At 74.8% G+C, this 15905-nt stretch carries 15 protein-coding genes and 3 pseudogenes; 9 read left to right on the top strand and 9 right to left on the bottom strand.

The window, feature by feature from the left end; all coding sequences use genetic code 11:
* The first annotated feature begins 28 nt into the window (after positions 1–28).
* Positions 29–856 (top strand): cyclase family protein, encoded by an 828-nt coding sequence (locus tag Sya03_RS23670; RefSeq protein WP_203940596.1) that lies wholly within the window; start codon positions 29–31, stop codon positions 854–856.
* Positions 857–865: 9 nt separating this feature from the next.
* Here Sya03_RS23670 and Sya03_RS23665 read toward each other — a convergent pair whose 3' ends face one another.
* The gene (locus Sya03_RS23665; protein WP_203940595.1) at positions 866–2851 is read right to left on the bottom strand and encodes a putative bifunctional diguanylate cyclase/phosphodiesterase; all 1986 of its coding nucleotides are present in this window, start codon (positions 2849–2851) and stop codon (positions 866–868) included.
* A gap of 100 nt (positions 2852–2951) precedes the next feature.
* On the bottom strand, positions 2952–3980 hold the full coding sequence (locus Sya03_RS23660) for a LacI family DNA-binding transcriptional regulator (protein ID WP_203940594.1): 1029 nt from the start codon (positions 3978–3980) through the stop codon (positions 2952–2954).
* Positions 3981–4134: 154 nt separating this feature from the next.
* Here Sya03_RS23660 and Sya03_RS23655 point away from each other — a divergent pair, with 154 nt between their 5' ends.
* Positions 4135–5538 carry a DUF1996 domain-containing protein gene (locus Sya03_RS23655; RefSeq protein ID WP_203940593.1) on the top strand — a complete coding sequence of 468 codons (1404 nt, stop codon included), beginning with the start codon at positions 4135–4137 and terminating at the stop codon, positions 5536–5538.
* Positions 5539–5633: 95 nt separating this feature from the next.
* On the opposite strand, the gene Sya03_RS23650 is transcribed toward Sya03_RS23655, so the two are convergent.
* On the bottom strand, positions 5634–6365 hold the full coding sequence (locus Sya03_RS23650) for a DUF305 domain-containing protein (RefSeq protein ID WP_203940592.1): 732 nt from the start codon (positions 6363–6365) through the stop codon (positions 5634–5636).
* 263 nt (positions 6366–6628) lie between these two features.
* On the opposite strand from Sya03_RS23650, the gene Sya03_RS23645 reads away from it, so the two are divergent.
* Entirely contained in the window at positions 6629–9268 is a 2640-nt protein-coding gene (locus Sya03_RS23645; RefSeq protein ID WP_203940591.1) for a discoidin domain-containing protein, read from the top strand.
* A 69-nt stretch (positions 9269–9337) separates the two neighbouring features.
* Here Sya03_RS23645 and Sya03_RS23640 read toward each other — a convergent pair.
* A pseudogene (locus Sya03_RS23640) lies at positions 9338–9847 on the bottom strand (lytic polysaccharide monooxygenase auxiliary activity family 9 protein); the annotation flags it as partial.
* Between the two features lie 258 nt (positions 9848–10105).
* Between Sya03_RS23640 and Sya03_RS23635 the strand changes: the two are divergent.
* Positions 10106–11248, top strand: a complete 1143-nt coding sequence (locus Sya03_RS23635; protein WP_203940589.1) for an NYN domain-containing protein — start codon at positions 10106–10108, stop codon at positions 11246–11248.
* Between the two features lie 5 nt (positions 11249–11253).
* Here Sya03_RS23635 and Sya03_RS23630 read toward each other — a convergent pair whose 3' ends face one another.
* Genes Sya03_RS23630 through Sya03_RS23615 form a run of 4 tightly spaced genes read right to left on the bottom strand, consistent with a single transcriptional unit; the run spans position 11254 to position 13242 of the window.
* On the bottom strand, positions 11254–12057 hold the full coding sequence (locus Sya03_RS23630; RefSeq protein ID WP_203940588.1) for an endonuclease/exonuclease/phosphatase family protein: 804 nt from the start codon (positions 12055–12057) through the stop codon (positions 11254–11256).
* A gap of 4 nt (positions 12058–12061) precedes the next feature.
* Positions 12062–12436, bottom strand: a complete 375-nt coding sequence (locus Sya03_RS23625; protein ID WP_203940587.1) for a VOC family protein — start codon at positions 12434–12436, stop codon at positions 12062–12064.
* 60 nt (positions 12437–12496) lie between these two features.
* Positions 12497–12796 carry a YciI family protein gene (locus Sya03_RS23620; protein WP_203940586.1) on the bottom strand — a complete coding sequence of 100 codons (300 nt, stop codon included), beginning with the start codon at positions 12794–12796 and terminating at the stop codon, positions 12497–12499.
* Between the two features lie 32 nt (positions 12797–12828).
* Positions 12829–13242 carry a rhodanese-like domain-containing protein gene (locus Sya03_RS23615; protein ID WP_203940585.1) on the bottom strand — a complete coding sequence of 138 codons (414 nt, stop codon included), beginning with the start codon at positions 13240–13242 and terminating at the stop codon, positions 12829–12831.
* Positions 13243–13313: 71 nt separating this feature from the next.
* Here Sya03_RS23615 and Sya03_RS23610 point away from each other — a divergent pair, with 71 nt between their 5' ends.
* The 5 genes and pseudogenes from Sya03_RS23610 to Sya03_RS23600 all read left to right on the top strand — a co-directional run bounded on the left by Sya03_RS23610 (position 13314) and on the right by Sya03_RS23600 (position 15408).
* The gene (locus tag Sya03_RS23610; RefSeq protein WP_203940584.1) at positions 13314–13862 is read left to right on the top strand and encodes a GNAT family N-acetyltransferase; all 549 of its coding nucleotides are present in this window, start codon (positions 13314–13316) and stop codon (positions 13860–13862) included.
* A pseudogene (locus tag Sya03_RS31900) lies at positions 13754–14266 on the top strand (cytochrome P450); the annotation flags it as partial. The gene Sya03_RS23610 and the pseudogene Sya03_RS31900, both read left to right, overlap by 109 nt.
* A 103-nt stretch (positions 14267–14369) precedes the next feature.
* Positions 14370–14465, top strand: a pseudogene (locus Sya03_RS31895) (cytochrome P450); the annotation flags it as partial.
* A 9-nt stretch (positions 14466–14474) separates the two neighbouring features.
* Positions 14475–14765 carry a cytochrome P450 gene (locus tag Sya03_RS23605; RefSeq protein ID WP_239107793.1) on the top strand — a complete coding sequence of 97 codons (291 nt, stop codon included), beginning with the start codon at positions 14475–14477 and terminating at the stop codon, positions 14763–14765.
* Positions 14766–14841: 76 nt separating this feature from the next.
* Complete coding sequence (locus Sya03_RS23600; protein WP_203940583.1) at positions 14842–15408, top strand: hypothetical protein; 567 nt, start codon at positions 14842–14844, stop codon at positions 15406–15408.
* Between the two features lie 10 nt (positions 15409–15418).
* Here the strand turns inward: Sya03_RS23600 and Sya03_RS23595 are convergent, their stop codons facing one another.
* Positions 15419–15892: a nitroreductase/quinone reductase family protein gene (locus tag Sya03_RS23595; RefSeq protein ID WP_203940582.1), complete on the bottom strand. Its 474-nt coding sequence runs from the start codon at positions 15890–15892 to the stop codon at positions 15419–15421.
* Between the last annotated feature and the right edge of the window lie 13 nt (positions 15893–15905).

Raw genomic sequence — 15905 nt, 5'->3', positions numbered from 1 at the left:
ATCGGCCCGGATGCGGGACACCTGCTGCATGTGCACCGAGGAGTGTCTGCAGCAGTCCCGCGCCGGCCGCCTCTCCCGCCGGGCCGCGCTGACCGGCGCCGCGGCCGCGGCCGCCGGTCTCGTAGCCGCCGCGCCCGCGCAGGCGTCACCCGCGCCGGCCGCCCGGCTCGGGTCGCGGCTGCGCGACCTGACCTACCCGCTCACCACCACGTTCCCCGCGTTCGCGCCCGGCGAGGAGGCCGCGAAGCGCACGTGGGTGACCATCGAGGACGACGGCTACTACCTGCAGGAGTGGCGCCTGCTGGAGCACTACGGCACCCACGTCGACGCGCCCGGCCACTTCGTGCCGGGCGGCCGGACGTCCACCGAGCTGCGCCTCGACGAGCTGGTCACCCCGGCCGTCGTGGTCGACGTCGCGGCCCGGGCGGCGCGCGACCCCGACACCGTCGTCACGGTCGACGACCTGCGCGCGCACGAGCGCCGGCACGGCCGCATCCCGCGCGGCGCCGCCGTGCTCATGTACTCGGGCTGGGGCGCCCGGGCCGGCGACGCCGCCGCGTACCGGGGCGCCGACGCGAACGGCACGCTGCACTTCCCCGGGTTCGGGGCGGAGGCCTGCGAGTGGCTGCTGCGCCGGCGGGGCATCCGCAGCGTCGGGGTGGACACGCTCAGCATCGACCCGGGACGGTCCACGACGTTCGACGCCCACCTGCTGCTGGCCGGGGCCGACCGCTACGGGCTGGAGAACCTGGCGAACCTGGGCCGCGTCCCGCCGGCCGGGGCGACGGTCGTGGTCGGGCTGATCCCGTTCCAGGACGGCTCCGGGGGCCAGGCGCGGGTGTTCGCCACCTGGTGAGGCGCCGGGTCAGGCGGTGGCGGCCAGCACGGCCGGGTCGTCCAGGGCCGCGTCGATGTCCGCGGCCGGCATCGGGTGGGCGAAGTGGAACCCCTGCGCGCGGGCGAACCCGAGCGCGTGCAGCCGCTGGGCCTGCGCCGGCGTCTCGACGCCCTCGGCCACCGTCTCGATGCCGAGGGCGCGGGCGACCTGCGCCACCGCCGTCGCGATGGTGTCGGGTCCGGGCACCGGCGCGAACGAGCGGTCCAGCTTGATCTGGTCGACCTGGCAGTGCGCCAGCATGGTCAGCGTGGACTGGCCGGTGCCGAAGTCGTCCAGGGACACCCGCACGCCCAGCTCGCGGATGCGGGCCACGGTGGCCCAGGCGGCCTCGCCCTCGACGGCGGTCGACTCGGTGATCTCGACGACGAGGCGGTGGGCGGGCAGCCCGTGGTCGCGCAGCGCGTCGGCGATCTCGGCGGCCAGGCCGGGCTCGTGCAGCTGGCGGGCCGACACGTTGACGCTGACGGTGCGCGGGGCGCGGTCGCCGTGGGCGCGCAGCCACAGCGCGGCCTGGCGGCAGGCCTCGCGCAGCACCCAGCGGCCCAGCGGCACGATGAGCCCGCTGCCCTCGGCGTACGGGATGAAGTCGGCCGGGCCGAGCAGGCCGCGCTCCGGGTGCTGCCAGCGCACCAGCGCCTCCACCCCGAGCAGGTCGCCGTCGGGCAGCCCGACCACCGGCTGGTAGTGCAGGCGCAGCTCGCCGGCGTCGAGCGCGCGGCGCAGCTCGGCGGTCACCCGGGCGCGCTCGGCGCCGCGGGCCTCCAGGCCGTCGGTGTAGCGGTGCCAGTCGCCGTTGCCGCGCGCCTTGGCCTCGTACATGGCGACGTCGGCGCGGCGCAGCAGCTCGCCGGCGGTGTCGCCGGGCTGCGCCTCGGCGATGCCGAAGCTGGCCTGCGCGGCGATGGGCCGGCCGTCGATGTCGGCCGGCCGGCGCAGCCGCTCGCGGACGCGGCCGAGCAGCCGGTCCACGTCGGCGGGCTGCGACGTGGTGAGCAGCAGGGCGAACTCGTCGCCGCCGAGGCGCGCGACGACGTCGCCGGGGCGCAGCTCGTGGCGCATCCGCTCGGCGACCTGCACGAGCAGCGCGTCGCCGGCGGCGTGGCCCAGGGTGTCGTTGACGGTCTTGAAGTCGTCCAGGTCGACGAGCACGACGCTGGTCGTGGCGCCGGGCTGCGCGCGGCCGGTCGCCGCGGCGACCCGGTCGGCGAACAGCGCCCGGTTCGCCAGGCCGGTGAGCACGTCGTGGCTGGCGTCGTGGCTGAGCCGGTCCTGCAGCTCGCGGTTCTCGGTGATGTCCCGGGTGTTGCAGACGATGCCGCGCACGCTGGGCTCGTGCAGCAGGTTGGTGCTGAGGATCTCGATCCACCGCCAGCTGCCGTCGGCGTGCCGGAAGCGGCACTGGTAGAGCACGAACGCGTCGGGCGTCCGGGCCACCTCGTCGAAGTAGCCGGCCACCCGCTCCTGGTCGTCCGGGTGGATGAACTCGAGGATGTTCGCGCCCTGGCGCTGGCCGGGGGTGCGGCCGAACATGCGCTGCGAGCCGCCGCTCATGTACGTGATGGTGCCGTCGGCGCGGCTGATGGTGACGACGTCGTAGGAGTTCTGCACGAGCAGCCGGAACCGGGCGGCCTGCGAGCGCAGCTCGGCGACCTCCGCGCCGAGCTCGCCGATCAGGCGGCCGCCCCGGCGGGACGTGACGACGTAGAAGGTGACCACGACGGGCGCCGCGACGACCGCGATGAGCCCGGGCCAGATCGAGTGGGCGGCGGTGAGCAGGACGATTGCCACCACGCCGGCGGCGGCGACCAGGGGCATGCCGACGGCGAGCACCCGGTCGGGCCGCAGCCCGGCGCGCAGCGCGGCCCGCAGGCGCGCGCCCCGTCGCGCCGCCGGGACGGTGGTCCGGCGCCGCACGGTGCGCCGGATCAACGGGTCGTCCTCCGGCGGCGTCATCGGGTCCTCACGGGTCGGGCGGCGGCTGTCACCCGCCATCATCGACGGGGCGTGACGCCCGATGAGGCCTTCTCCGGTGCCGGAAACCGGACAGCGGTGCTCAGGCCGACCCTCTGACCACCAGCGTCGGCTCGTAGATGACCGAGGTCACACGCTGTGACGGGTCGTCGATGCGGGCGAGGAGCAGCCGCGCGCTCTCGGCGGCCATGTCCTCCAGCGGGTGCCGGACGGTGGTGAGGGCGGGCCGGGCGGCCAGCGCGGCGCTGCTGTCGTCGAAGCCGACCACGGCCACGTCGTCGGGCACCCGGCGGCCGGCGTCGCGCAGCGCGAGCAGGGCGCCCTGGGCCATCAGGTCGTTGGCGACGAACAGCCCGTCGAGGTCGGGATGGTCGGCGAGCAGCCGGGCGGCGCCCGCCTCGCCGCTGTCGTGGGTGAAGTTGCCGGCCACCGACGGCACGAACGCGTGCCCGCGCCGGGCCATCGCCCGCCGGAAGCCGGTGATCCGGTCCTGGCTGGCGGGCACGTCGACGGGGCCGGAGATCAGCCCGACCCGCTGGCAGCCGCGGGCCACAAGGTGCTCGGCGGCCAGCGCGGCGCCGGTGTCGTTGGCCAGGTCGACGTAGCTGATCGGCACCGGGTCGGCGGGCCGGCCGATCATGACGGCGGGCAGACTCGCGTCGGTGAGCATGCGCGGCAGCGTGTCGTGCGGCGGCAGCGACAGCACGACGACGCCGTCGGACTGGCCCTGGCGCAGGTCGCCGACGAGCCGGGCCCGGGCGTCCTCGGTGCCGACGATCTGCAGGGCGAGCTGCTGGCCGGCGGGGCGCAGCACGCTCATCAGCCCGCCGACGACGCGGCCGAAGTACGGGTCGGCGAAGAACCGGCTCATGAACGGGTCGTCGTCGTGGCTCTCGGCGTCGGAGACGACCAGCGCCACGGTGCCGGTGCGGCGGGTGACCAGGGAGCGGGCGGCCCGGTTCGGCACGTAGCCGGTGGCGCCGACCGCGTTCCACACGACCTCGTGCAGCTGCGGGTCGACGTTGCGGGTGTTGTTGATCACCCGGGACACGGTGGCCCGGGAGACTCCCGCGACGCGGGCGACATCCTCCAGCGTCGGCAGACGTTCCATGGGGGATTTATAGCACGACGGGAGAGCGCTCTCCGCTCGCCGGGGGCGGCGGTACCGGAACCGTAGCGGCCTTGACGAGGGCAAACCCGTCGAGGACGCTCATGGAGAGCGCTCTCCAAGCCTCATTGCCCGTCCTCACCCACGGGAGACCCCCATGTCCCCATCCCCAGCCGCCCGGAGACGGCGGCGCCTCGGCGCCGCCGCCGCCACCGCCGTCGTCGCGTCCGCCCTGCTCGCGGCCGCCCCGCTGCGGCCCGCCGAGGCCGCGGAGAGCCTGCTGTCGCTCAACCGGCCGGCGCTCGCCTCGTCCACCGAGCTCGGCGAGTCCCCGGCCGCCGGCGCCTTCGACGACAACCCCGCCAGCCGGTGGGGCAGCGCCTGGAGCGACCCGCAGTGGCTGCGCGTCGACCTCGGCGCCACCGCTGCCGTCACCCGGGTCGAACTGCACTGGGAGGCCGCGTACGCCCGGGCGTTCCAGATCCAGACCTCGCCCGACGGCGCCGCCTGGACCACCGTCCACACCACCACGAACGGCGCCGGCGGCACCCAGACCATCGCCGTCAACGGCACCGGCCGGTACGTGCGCATGCTCGGCACCCAGCGCGCCACCGGCTACGGCTACTCGCTGTACGAGTTCAAGGTCTTCGGCACCTCCACGGCCGGCCCGGCCCCCACCGGCGGCCCCGGCTACGTGCTCGCCGACCCGCCCGTCACCGGCGTCGTGCCGTCCACCGCCACCCCGCCGTACGCCTCCCACCACGAGTTCCAGGCCAACTGCGCGGTCAGCCGCACGAACCTGCCCGACGACCCGATCATCTTCCCCGGCCTGCCCGGCGCCTCCCACCTGCACACGTTCCTGGGCAACCGCACCACGAACGCGGCCACCACACTCGACTCGCTGCGCGCCGGCGGCACCGCCTGCGTCACGCCCGGCGACAAGAGCGCGTACTGGATGCCGACGCTGTTCAACGGCGACACCCCCGTCATGCCGGAGGGCCCGCAGGTCATCTACTACAAGTCCGGCGTGATCGACTACCGCAGCGTGCGGATGTTCCCGCCCGGCCTGCGCTACGTCGTCGGCAGCCCCGCCGCCACCCGGGACGAGTTCCAGCACGCGCCCGGCCGCGTCGAGGGCTGGGAGTGCGGCGACAGCGCCTTCAACTGGGACTTCCCGGCGACCTGCCCGGCCGGCACCCAGCTCAACATCCGCTACCAGGCGCCCAGCTGCTGGGACGGGCGGCACCTGGACACCCCCGACCACAAGTCCCACATGGCCTACCCCGTCGTCGGCGTCTGCCCCGCCACCCACCCGGTGGCCGTGCCGATGGTCGAGTTCAAAATGGCCTTCCCCGTCAGTGGGGACATGTCGCGTGTGCGACTGTCGAGCGGTCGTGGATACTCGTTCCACTACGACTTCTATCAGGCGTGGGACACTCCGATCCTGAACGCTCTGCTGACCCACTGCATCAACGGCGGCCTGCAGTGCAACCCGCGCGGCTTCGACCTCTACAAGCCGGAGCGGGGGGCCGCCCTGACGGAGGACTACCGGTTGCCGTGAGCGGCGGCCACTGACCCGGGGGCCGGCCACGGCCCGCCCCCGCCGAGCGCGGCCGGGGATGTTCGGGGGCGATCATCCCCGGCCGCCCGCTCGGGTCAGCGCAGCTTCGCGACCCGCTCGCGGTCGGCCGCCCGGTCCGCGGCGATCCGCCCCGCCCACCGCCGCACCTCCGGATCCGCGCCCGCCTCCCGCTCGCCGGCCGCCACCCTGACGCACTGGTCGAGGTGGCCCAGCAGCGCGTCACGCAGCAGCACGTCGAACGCCGGCCCGGTGGCGCGCCCCGCCGCCGCCACCACGTCGGGCGTCACCATGCCGGGCATCCGGTGCCCGGCGTGCGGGTTCGCGCCCCCCAGCCCGGCCGCGTCCCGGATGCCCCGCAACGCCGCGAGCGCCGCCACGTGGTCGGCGCGCACGTCCGCGGCCAGGGCCCGGACGGCGGCGTCCGCGCTCTGCCGCGGGGCCAGGTCGAGCAGGGGTACGAGGGCCTCGTCCATCGCGATGGTGAGCTGCAACCACGCCGTGTCGGTCCCGTTGAGCCGCCCGGCGGCGGACCCGGCGGGCGCGGCGGGGCCGGCGGTCGCCGACGGAGGTGCCGCCGCGGTGGGTGACGCGGTCGGCGCGGGTGACCCGCCACAGCCCGCGACCAGCACCAAGGCGAGGGCGGCCGCGGCCCGGCCCACCGCCGGCACCGCGGCCCGGCCCGCGCCCTCGCCCACCGCCCGGCCCGCGCCCCGGCCCGCGGCCCCGCCCACCACCCGCCCCGCCGTCGGGGTGGTCGTGGGTGCGGGCTCGACCGGCCGCGCCGGGAGGCGGCGGGTTTCGGTCATCGCGGCACGCTCCGGGATCCGGGGGACGGGTTTCCCACTCTCCGAGCCGCGCGCCGCGGGTGTCAACGACCCACTTGTTACGGAACCACGGGCCCGGGACCGGCGCGTATTGACGTCCGGCAACATCGGCGTAACACTCGAGACGCTTGGAGAGCGCTCTCCAATCGCGGCCCCGGAAAGCGGCCGCGAGCGGAGCCCTGTTCCGGCGCGGGCCGCGTCCCCCCAGCCGCTGCCCGCGCCACCCCGTCCCGACAGGCAGGCCCATGCGTCCCATCCCCGTCCCCACCCCGCCACCACCACCCGCCCGGCCCCGGCGCCGGTCCCGCCTGGTCGCCGCCGTGGCTGCTGTGCTCACCGTCGCCGCCGGGCTCACCGCCGTCACCGTCACCGCGGCCGGCGCCGCCGACACCCTGCTGTCGCAGGGCCGCCCCGCCCTCGCCTCGTCGGCCGAGGGCGCCGACGTGACCGCCGACAAGGCGTTCGACGGCAACGCCGGGACGCGCTGGTCCAGCCAGTTCAGCGATCCGCAGTGGATCCGCGTCGACCTCGGCGCCACCGCCACCGTCAGCCAGGTCGTGCTGCAGTGGGAGGGCGCGTACGGGCGGGCGTACCGGATCGAGACGTCCCCCGACGGCAGCGCCTGGACGCCGATCCACACCACCACCAGCGGCGCCGGCGGCACCGAGACGCTCACCGTCAGTGGCACCGGCCGCTACGTGCGGCTGTACGGCACGGCCCGCGGCAGCGGCTACGGCTACTCGCTGTGGGAGTTCAAGGTGTACGGGACCGTCGCCGGCGGGCCGACCGCCGGGCCGTGCCTGCCCGCGAACGCCGCCCTGGGCCGCCCGGCCACCGCGTCCAGCTCCGAGGGCGCCGACACCGGCCCCGAGAAGGCCGTCGACGGCAACGCCGGCACCCGCTGGTCCAGCCGGTTCGCCGATCCGCAGTGGATCCGCGTCGACCTGGGCTCGGTGCAGCGGCTCTGCCAGGTGGTGCTGCAGTGGGAGGGCGCGTACGCGCGGGCGTACCGGATCGAGGCCTCGACGGACGGCGCCGCCTGGACCACCGTGCACAGCACCACCACCGGCGCCGGCGGCACCGAGACGGTGACCGTCACCCCGGCGGACGCCCGCTACGTGCGGCTCACCGGCACCGCCCGCGCCACCGGCTACGGCTACTCGCTGTGGGAGCTGCGGGTGCTCACGTCGACGCCCGGCACGGTCACCCCGGTGGAGCCCACCGACCCGCGCAACCCGGACTTCGGGCCGAACACGTTCGTCGTCGACCCGGCGACGCCCGCCGCGACGATCCAGAGCCGCCTCGACGCCATCTTCGACGCCCAGGAGACCAACCAGTTCGGCCCCGAGCGGCACGCCGTGCTGTTCAAGCCGGGCACCTACACCGCCGACGTCAACCTGGGCTTCTTCACCCAGGTCGCCGGCCTGGGCATGTCCCCGGACGACGTCACCATCAACGGCCACGTGCGCGTCGAGGCCGACTGGTTCGGCGGCAACGCCACCCAGAACTTCTGGCGCACCTCGGAGAACCTGTCCGTGCAGCTGCCGGCCGGCGTCACGGTCGAGCGGTACGCGGTCAGCCAGGCCGCCCCGTACCGGCGCATGCACCTGAAGGGCGCGCAGAACCAGATCCAGCTGTGGAACGGCGGCGACGGCTGGTCGTCCGGCGGCCTGATGGCCGACACGAAGGTCGACGGCGCGGTCGTGTCCGGCAGCCAGCAGCAGTGGTACTCGCGCAACAGCGAGTTCGGCAGCTGGTCCGGCTCGGTGTGGAACATGGTGTTCCAGGGCGTGCAGGGCGCCCCGCCGCCGAACTTCCCCAACCCGTCGCACACCGTCATTCCCAGCACGCCGGTCGTGCGGGAGAAGCCGTTCCTGTACGTCGCCAACGGCGAGTACCGGGTCTTCGTGCCCGCGCTGCGGCAGAACACCACCGGCACCAGCTGGTTCGGCAAGACCCCCGCCGGCACGTCGATCTCGCTCGCCGACTTCTTCGTCGTCCGGCCGGGCACCATCGCCGCCACCATCAACGCCGCGCTGGCCCAGGGCAAGCACCTGCTCGTCACGCCCGGCACCCACCACGTCAACCAGACCATCACCGTGAACCGGCCCGACACCGTCGTGCTCGGCCTCGGCCTGGCCACGTTCGCCGCCGACAACGGCGTCGTGCCGATGAAGGTCGCCGACGTCGCCGGGGTGAAGGTCGCCGGCATCATGTTCGACGCCGGCCCCACCACCTCACCGACCCTGATGGAGGTCGGCGCGCCCGGCGCGAACGCGAACAACGCGGGCAACCCGATCTCGCTGCACGACGTCTTCTTCCGCATCGGCGGGCCGGGCGTCGGGCGGGCCACCAACACGCTCGTCATCAACAGCAACCACGTGATCGGCGACCACATGTGGCTGTGGCGCGCGGACCACGGCGACGGCGTCGGCTGGTCGGTCAACACCGCCGACCAGGGCCTCGTCGTCAACGGCGCAGACGTCACCATGTACGGCCTGTTCGTCGAGCACTTCCAGAAGTACCAGACCGTCTGGAACGGCGAGCGCGGCCGGACCTACTTCTACCAGAACGAGATGCCGTACGAGATGCCCAACCAGGCGGCCTGGATGAACGGCTCCACCCGCGGCTACGCGGCGTACAAGGTCGCCGACAGCGTCAACGACCACCAGGCGTGGGGCCTCGGCAGCTACTGCGTGTTCACCCTCGACGAGTCGGTGGTGGGCGAGCGCGCGTTCGAGGCGCCGGTGAAGCCGGGCATCCGGTTCACCAACATGGTCACCGTCTCGCTGGGCGGCCAGGGCACGATCAACCGGATCATCAACGACAAGGGGGGCACGGCCCGCCGCGGCGCGGAGATCCAGTACCTGACGACCGGACCGTAGTCACCGCATTCCGGCGTGGGCCCGCGCGACGATTCGCGCGGGCCCACGGCCGTGCCGGACCTATCAGCCGACGCGCAGGTCGACGCAGGCGTAGAACGCCATCGCGGTGTCGGCCACGTTCCAGCGGGCGAGGACGGTCTGGTCGCCGGTGTACCCGCTCAGGTCGACGGTGTGGGTGACCGTGGCGCCCGGCTGTGCGCCGCCGCCGTCGAACGACGCGACGAGGTCGTCGCCGACGAAGTATTCCCAGGTGGCGGTCGAGTGCCGCGCGGTCAGCGTCCAGCTGAACTCGGTGCTGGTGCCGACGCTGGTGCGCGGCCAGCCCTTGCCGTCGTCGTTCAGCTCGGCGAAGCGCTCGGCGCCGCCGTTGCACTCCGTCGAGCCCTTGGCGGCCTCGACGCTCTGCGGCTCGTAGGTCACGTCGCCGCAGGCCACGGCGCCCTGGGCGCACTGCGCCTGGCGGCTCGGCGGGCTGGAGACGTATCCGTGCGCGCCGGCCGGCGAGACGGCGACCAGCGAACTCGCCGCGACGGCGGCCGCGCAGGCGAGCGGGTACAGGACAATCTTCCTGGTCTTCATGAAGTGCTCCTTCATGTGGACTGCAAGGGGGGCTTTCGGTGGGGCGCCACACCGATGATTAACGTCCGTTAACGCGTCCTGATCAACGTAATCGACAACGACGGGAATCGGCAAACCCGGGCGGTGGAAAAACAATTTTCATGCTCATTCGTAAATGCCAATTCACTTCTCGACCTGCGAATACCGCTATTTCCGAACCAGGAGCGCCGGTGCGGGTCCGCGGCGGTCCGGCCCGCCGGTCGGCGTAGGCTGCGGGGCGTGGATCACGAAGAGGAGCGCATCGCCCTGTTCCTCGACTACGAGAACCTGGCGATCGGCGCGCGCGATCACCTCGGTGGCCTCGCGTTCGAGCTGAAGCCCGTCGCCGACGCGCTCGCCGAGCGGGGCCGGGTGGTGGTGCGCCGGGCGTACGCGGACTGGTCGTACTTCGACGCCGACCGGCGCATGCTCACCCGGTCGCACGTCGAGCTGATCGACATCCCACAGCGCATGGGGGCGTCGCGCAAGAACGCCGCCGACATCAAGATGGTCGTCGACGCGCTCGAGATCGCCTTCGAACGCGACTACATCTCCACGTTCGTGCTGTGCACCGGCGACAGCGACTTCACCCCGCTGGTGCACAAGCTGCGCGAGCTGAACAAGCGGGTGATCGGCGTCGGCGTCGAGCGGACCACCTCGGCGATGCTGCCCCCGGCGTGCGACGAGTTCCTCTACTACGACCGCCTGGAGGGCGTGGAGGTGCCGCCGCCGAAGGCGCGGCGGTCCCGCCCGGCCGCCGCCGAGCCGGCGGCGCCGCAGCAGACCCGGCCGGCCGCCCCGCCGGAGACCCGGCCCGAACCCCGGCCGGCGACGCCCGAGACCCCCGCACCCGAGGCCGCCGCACCCGAGGCCCCCGCCGCCGACGCCCCCGACGCCGACGGCCTCGCCGCGCTGGTCGCCCAGACCGTGGCCGGCCTGCAGCGCAGCTCCAGCGGCGGCGCCGTCAGCGCGTCGACGCTCAAGCGGACCCTGCTGCGCAAGGACCCCACCTTCAACGAGGCCGACCACGGCTTCCGCGCCTTCGGCGAGCTGCTGCGCCACCTGGCCGACCGCCGCGTGGTGGAGCTGACCGACGGCGGCGCGAAGGGCGACCCCGGCGTGACGCTGCCGGAGCACGGCGACCGGGACGCCGCGTTCGCGATGCTGCGCGCCGTCGTGGCCGACGTGGCGGGCCGCGACGGCGTGGCACTGTCCAGCCTCAAGAACCGGGTGCTCAAGGCCGCGCCCGACTTCAGCGAGAAGAAGCTCGGCTACCGCAGCTTCCTGCAGTTCTGCAAGGCCGCGGCGACCGCGGAGGCCGTCGGCCTGCGCTGGGACGACGACGCCGACGACTACCTGCTGACCACGGCGACGCCCGGCTGACGGCGTCACCCACCCGGCACCCGCAGGTCCACCACCACCGCCCGGTGGTCCGACGGGTGCAGCCCATCGATGGGTTCGGCGCCGGCCAGGAACGCGCGCTCGACGGTGACCGGCACCCGCCCGGGCCGCACCAGCACGTGGTCGATGCGGCGGTCGATCTGGGCGACCGCCTCCAGCGGCGCGTCCGGGTGGGTCGACGCGAGCGTGACGGCGGCCGGGTCGCCGCTGCCGGCCGCCCAGGCGTCGGTGAGCACCGCCGTCAGCGGCGCCAGGCCCGGCTGCGACGGGTCCGCGTTGAGGTCGCCGATCAGCAGCACCGGCAGGTCACCGGCCAGGCGCCCGGCGGTGGCCAGCGCCGCCAGCGCGTGCGCCTGCGCGAGCTGGTCGGCGGCGTACCGGGGCTCCCACTCGATGCACGCGACGATGACGCGCAGCGGCCCGGCCGGGTGGTCGAGCGTGGCCAGCAGCGCCGTCGGCGGCGGGCCCGGGCGCTGGTCGTGCGGCAGCTCCACCACCTCCGTCGCCGCGATCGGCCAGCGGCTCAGCAGGCCCAGCCCGACGGCGTACCCGGCCTGGCCGGGCTCCTCGGGCGGGTCGGGCGCGGGCGGCAGCGCGGTCGGCGCCCAGGCGTGGTGGAGGCCGAGCGGGGCGGCGAGCGCGGCGGGCTGCGTGCCGTCCGGGCCGGACCACGTCTCGACCAGGCCGGCCACGTCCGGCCGCAGCTCCGCCAGGACCGCGGCGATCCGCGGCTGGCGCTCCCGCCAGGAACCGCCGAAGCGCCACCACAGGTTCCAGGTCAGCACCCGCACGGCGTCAGGCGTTCTGCCACAGCCCGACGACGTTGCCCTCCGGGTCGGCGAAGTAGGCGCTGAACCCCATGTCGCCCACCGGCTGCTTGCCCAGCGCCACCGAGCCGCCCAGCCGCTCCACCGTGGCGAGCGCCGCGTCGATGTCGTCGACGCCGACGGTGATGACGGGAGCGGTGATCGGCGCCTGCCGCTTCAGCATGCCGCCGTTGATGCCGCCGGGCTCGCTGGGCGCGCCGTCGGGGCCGGTCGGCGTCGTGCTCACCAGGGTGTAGCCCATGCCGGGCATGGAGTTCAGTTGCCAGCCGAAGGCCTCGCGGTAGAAGGCCTGGGCCCGCTCGACGTCGTCGGCGGGCAGTTCGAAGTGCACCACCTTGTCCATCGGCCCAGCCTGCTCCCCGGGCCCGCCGCCGTCAACGACCGGCGGGCCCGCGGGACGGCGTCAGTCGCGGCCGCGCAGCAGCGCCACCTGGAACGGCCGCAGCTCGCCCGTCGCGAACCCGCTCGCGACGGCCGGGTCCTCCTCCATGATGCGGCGGGCGGTGGCCTCGTCCGGGGCCTCGATCACCGCCACCCCGGTGTTCGTCTCGCCGAGGGTCGGCCCGGCGAGGATCAGCACGCCGTCGGCCAGCAGCTGCTGCAGGCGCGCGAAGTGCGTGCCCCAGACGGCCTTCTCCTCGTCGGTCATGGTCGCCGCGAAGTCCGGGCGCGGCGGGTGCAGGAAGTAGATCCACTCAGCCATGCCGTGATTCTGGCACCGGCCCGCACCCGCGGTCAGCGGCGGACGTCGGCCGGACCGGTGGTCGTCGGCAGGCCCGCGGCCAGCCACGCCTCGACCCCGCCGGCCAGGTCGGTCGCCCGGTGCAGGCCCATGGCCCGCAGGCTCGCCGCCGCCAGGCTGGAGCTGTAGCCCTGCCGGCACGCCACGACCACCATGAGGTCGTAGCCGGTGGCCTCGGGGATGCGGTGCGGTGAGGCGGGGTCCAGCCGCCACTCCAGGACGGTGCGGTCGATGACCAGCGCGCCCGGCAGCTCGCCCTGCTCCCGGCGCTGCGTCTCGGTGCGGGTGTCCACCAGCAGGCCGCCCGCCCGCACGACCGCCTCGACCTGGGCGGGCTCGACGCGGGACACGCCCGCCCGGGCCGCGGCCAGCAGGGCCCGCACGCCGCGCTGCTCGACGATCGTCATGCACCGATGATCGCCGCCCCGGCGGGCGGCTGCTACTTTCGCCGGGGTCTGGAGAGCCCGGAGGATCGTCCATGGCACTGTCGTTCCGCCCCGCCGACCGGGCCGGCACCGGTGACGCCGACCGGGTGGCCGCGCTGCACGCCGACAGCTGGCGGCGGCACTACCGCGGGGCGTACACCGACGCGTACCTCGACGGCGACCTGGTGGCCGAGCGCCGCGCGGTGTGGCGGTCGCGGTTCGCCGCGCCGGCCGGCACCCGCACCATCCTGGCCGAGGACGAGGGCCTGCTGGTCGGCTTCGCCCACGTGGTGTTCGACCGCGACGCCACGTGGGGCAGCCTCGTCGACAACCTGCACGTCGCCCACGACCGGCACCGCGGCGGCATCGGCGCCCGGCTGCTGGCGCTCGCCGCCGCCGCCGTGCTCGACGGCGCGTCCGGCCGCGGGATGTACCTGTGGGTGCTGCGGCAGAACACCGCCGCCCAGGGCTTCTACCGGGCGTGCGGCGCGACGTGCGTGGAGACCGCGGCGGTGTCCCCGCCCGGCGGCGACCCGGCCCGGCTCGTCGGCGCCCCCGCCAAGCTGCGCATGGCCTGGCCGGACGCCGCCGCGCTCGGCTGACGCCGCCGGGAACTGTCGCGGATCGGCGCCGCGCTTCACCCGCCGGGCCCGGCCGGGCAGCCTGGAGGCGGCGGCGGGAGGTCCGGCATGACGGCGGCGGCAGTCCCTGGCCCGCGCGGGTCGCGGTTGCTCGGCGCAGGGCTACCCGAAGATCACCCCGTTCTACGAGGAGATCGCCGCCCACCTGGGCGACGGGCTGCTCACCCAGCGCGGGCGAGCGGTGGCGGCAGCAGCGCCGCACCCTCGCGCCGCTGTTCACGCCGCGCCGCACGGCGATGTACGTGCCGGCGATGGCCGAGGAGTCGCAGCGCCTGGCGCGGCGGTGGGCGGCGGCGGGCACGGTGGACCTGCACGGCGAGCTGACCGAGTTCACCCTGCGGGTGGTGGCGCGGATCCCGTTCGGCACCAGCGTCGACGCGGCCGTCCCGGCGATCCGGACGATGTTCCCGGTCCTCAGCGCGCACGTCCGGCGGCGGCCTCAGCCCGTTCCGCCTCCCGCGCGGCTTCCTGCTGGCCGGGCACGAGACGACGTCGACAGCCCTGACGTTCGCCTGCCACCTGCTCGGCCACCACCCCGAGGTCCAGGACCGCGCCCGCGCCGAGGCCGACGAGGTGCCGGCCGGCCCCGTCCCGGCCGCGGCCGACGTCCCGGACCGCTTCACCCCCGCCGCGGTGGCCGCCCGGCACCGCTACGCGTGGTTCCCGTTCGCCGGGGGTCCGCGCGCCTGCATCGGCAACCACGTCGCCATGACGGAGGCGGTGGTCGCGCTCGCGGTGCTGCTGCGGGCGGGGACACTGCACACGGCGGCGGCGCCCGTGCCGCTGGCCACCGGGATCACCCTGCGGCCGGCCGGCGCGGTGGCGTGCCGCTTCGTGCCGCGCCGCACCGGCGGAGGCTCATGATGTCGGTCGGGCCGGCCGAGCACGCTTGCCGGGGATTGCCACAATCATCGCCGTAGCCGGGTGATGGGTGAATCTCTTGTCGTCGTTTCTCGACCGGGTCGTGCCGTTCTGCTGGTTCCTCATCGGCATCTGCGTCATCGGCCTGGGCTCCGAAGTGGTCGGCATCGTGCAGCAGATCCCGGTCCAGCGCGGCATCGACGCGAACACCGTGCGCCTCCCCGGCATCTTCACGGAGCTGGACAAGAGGGGGAAGCTCCACGACGACAAGCACTACGTCTCGTACGTCTACCAGGACCGTTCGTTCAGCACACCGCTGCGCGGCATCCCCGGCAACCCCGACGTCGGCGCGATGGTGTGCGTGGAGATCGATGCGACCAGGCCGGAGAACATGCGTCCCTGCGACACGCGCGGCGGCCTCGGCGACAGCCTGTCCGGTCTGATCTGGGGCGGCGGTTTCCTCGCGGTCGCCCTGCTGGGTCTGTGGGCCCGCAACGAGTTCGCGTGGGGCTTCGACTGGCGTCGGGAGTACCGGCGGCCCGACCGCCCGCATCCGTCGACCCTGCGGCGCACACCGACCCGCCGGGACCGCAAGAGGGCCCGCAAAGCTCGGCGGGAGGCCGACGAGGAGTTCTCCGGCTGGTGATCGCCGGGGGTCACTCCTCGGGGGTCAGCCGGAAGACGCGGATCTCCCGGCCCTCCGCCCGGTCGGCGTACGCCCCGTAGCCCGGCCAGATCGAGCGCATGAGCTGCCACAGCCGGTCGCGTTCCGGGCCCGTCACCAGGACGGCGCGGACGTCGAGGTCGCGGGAGCCGACGGTCACGCGGGCGGACGGGTCGGCGAGGAGGTTGGCGGTCCAGGCCGGGTGGTGAGGCTGGCCCCAGTTGGAGCCGGCCACGATGTAGCCGCCCGCGTCGGTGGCGTACAGCAGGGGCTGGGTGCGGGGCAGGCCGGTGGTGCGGCCGGTGGTGGTGATGAGCAGCGACGGCAGCCCGTGCCGGCCGATGACGGACCAGCGGCCGCCGGTGAGCCGGTGCAACCGCCGGTCCAGCGGGGTGAGCCGCCGGCCGAGGGCGGCGAACCAGCGCTGGGCGCCGAGGCGCCGGACGAGGGCGGTGTAGCGCGACATCGGCACAGTATGG

Origin of the sequence: Spirilliplanes yamanashiensis, from assembly GCF_016863475.1 — a bacterium.
Classification (GTDB): Bacteria; Actinomycetota; Actinomycetes; order Mycobacteriales; family Micromonosporaceae; genus Spirilliplanes; species Spirilliplanes yamanashiensis.
This window is presented reverse-complemented; position numbering and strand designations above follow the sequence as displayed.

Bases quoted from the DNA above. Each gene is read 5' to 3' on its own strand.
- Sya03_RS23620 (WP_203940586.1), bottom strand. From the start codon at position 12,796: ATGGCTGAGTGGATCTACTTCCTGCACCCGCCGCGCCCGGACTTCGCG.
- Sya03_RS23670 (WP_203940596.1), top strand. From the start codon at position 29: ATGTGCACCGAGGAGTGTCTGCAGCAGTCCCGCGCCGGCCGCCTCTCC.
- Sya03_RS23595 (WP_203940582.1), bottom strand. From the start codon at position 15,892: ATGTCGCGCTACACCGCCCTCGTCCGGCGCCTCGGCGCCCAGCGCTGG.
- Sya03_RS23660 (WP_203940594.1), bottom strand. From the start codon at position 3,980: ATGGAACGTCTGCCGACGCTGGAGGATGTCGCCCGCGTCGCGGGAGTC.
- Sya03_RS23615 (WP_203940585.1), bottom strand. From the start codon at position 13,242: ATGACGATCGTCGAGCAGCGCGGCGTGCGGGCCCTGCTGGCCGCGGCC.
- Sya03_RS23650 (WP_203940592.1), bottom strand. From the start codon at position 6,365: ATGACCGAAACCCGCCGCCTCCCGGCGCGGCCGGTCGAGCCCGCACCC.
- Sya03_RS23625 (WP_203940587.1), bottom strand. From the start codon at position 12,436: ATGGACAAGGTGGTGCACTTCGAACTGCCCGCCGACGACGTCGAGCGG.
- Sya03_RS23655 (WP_203940593.1), top strand. From the start codon at position 4,135: ATGTCCCCATCCCCAGCCGCCCGGAGACGGCGGCGCCTCGGCGCCGCC.
- Sya03_RS23645 (WP_203940591.1), top strand. From the start codon at position 6,629: ATGCGTCCCATCCCCGTCCCCACCCCGCCACCACCACCCGCCCGGCCC.
- Sya03_RS23665 (WP_203940595.1), bottom strand. From the start codon at position 2,851: ATGACGCCGCCGGAGGACGACCCGTTGATCCGGCGCACCGTGCGGCGC.
- Sya03_RS23610 (WP_203940584.1), top strand. From the start codon at position 13,314: ATGGCACTGTCGTTCCGCCCCGCCGACCGGGCCGGCACCGGTGACGCC.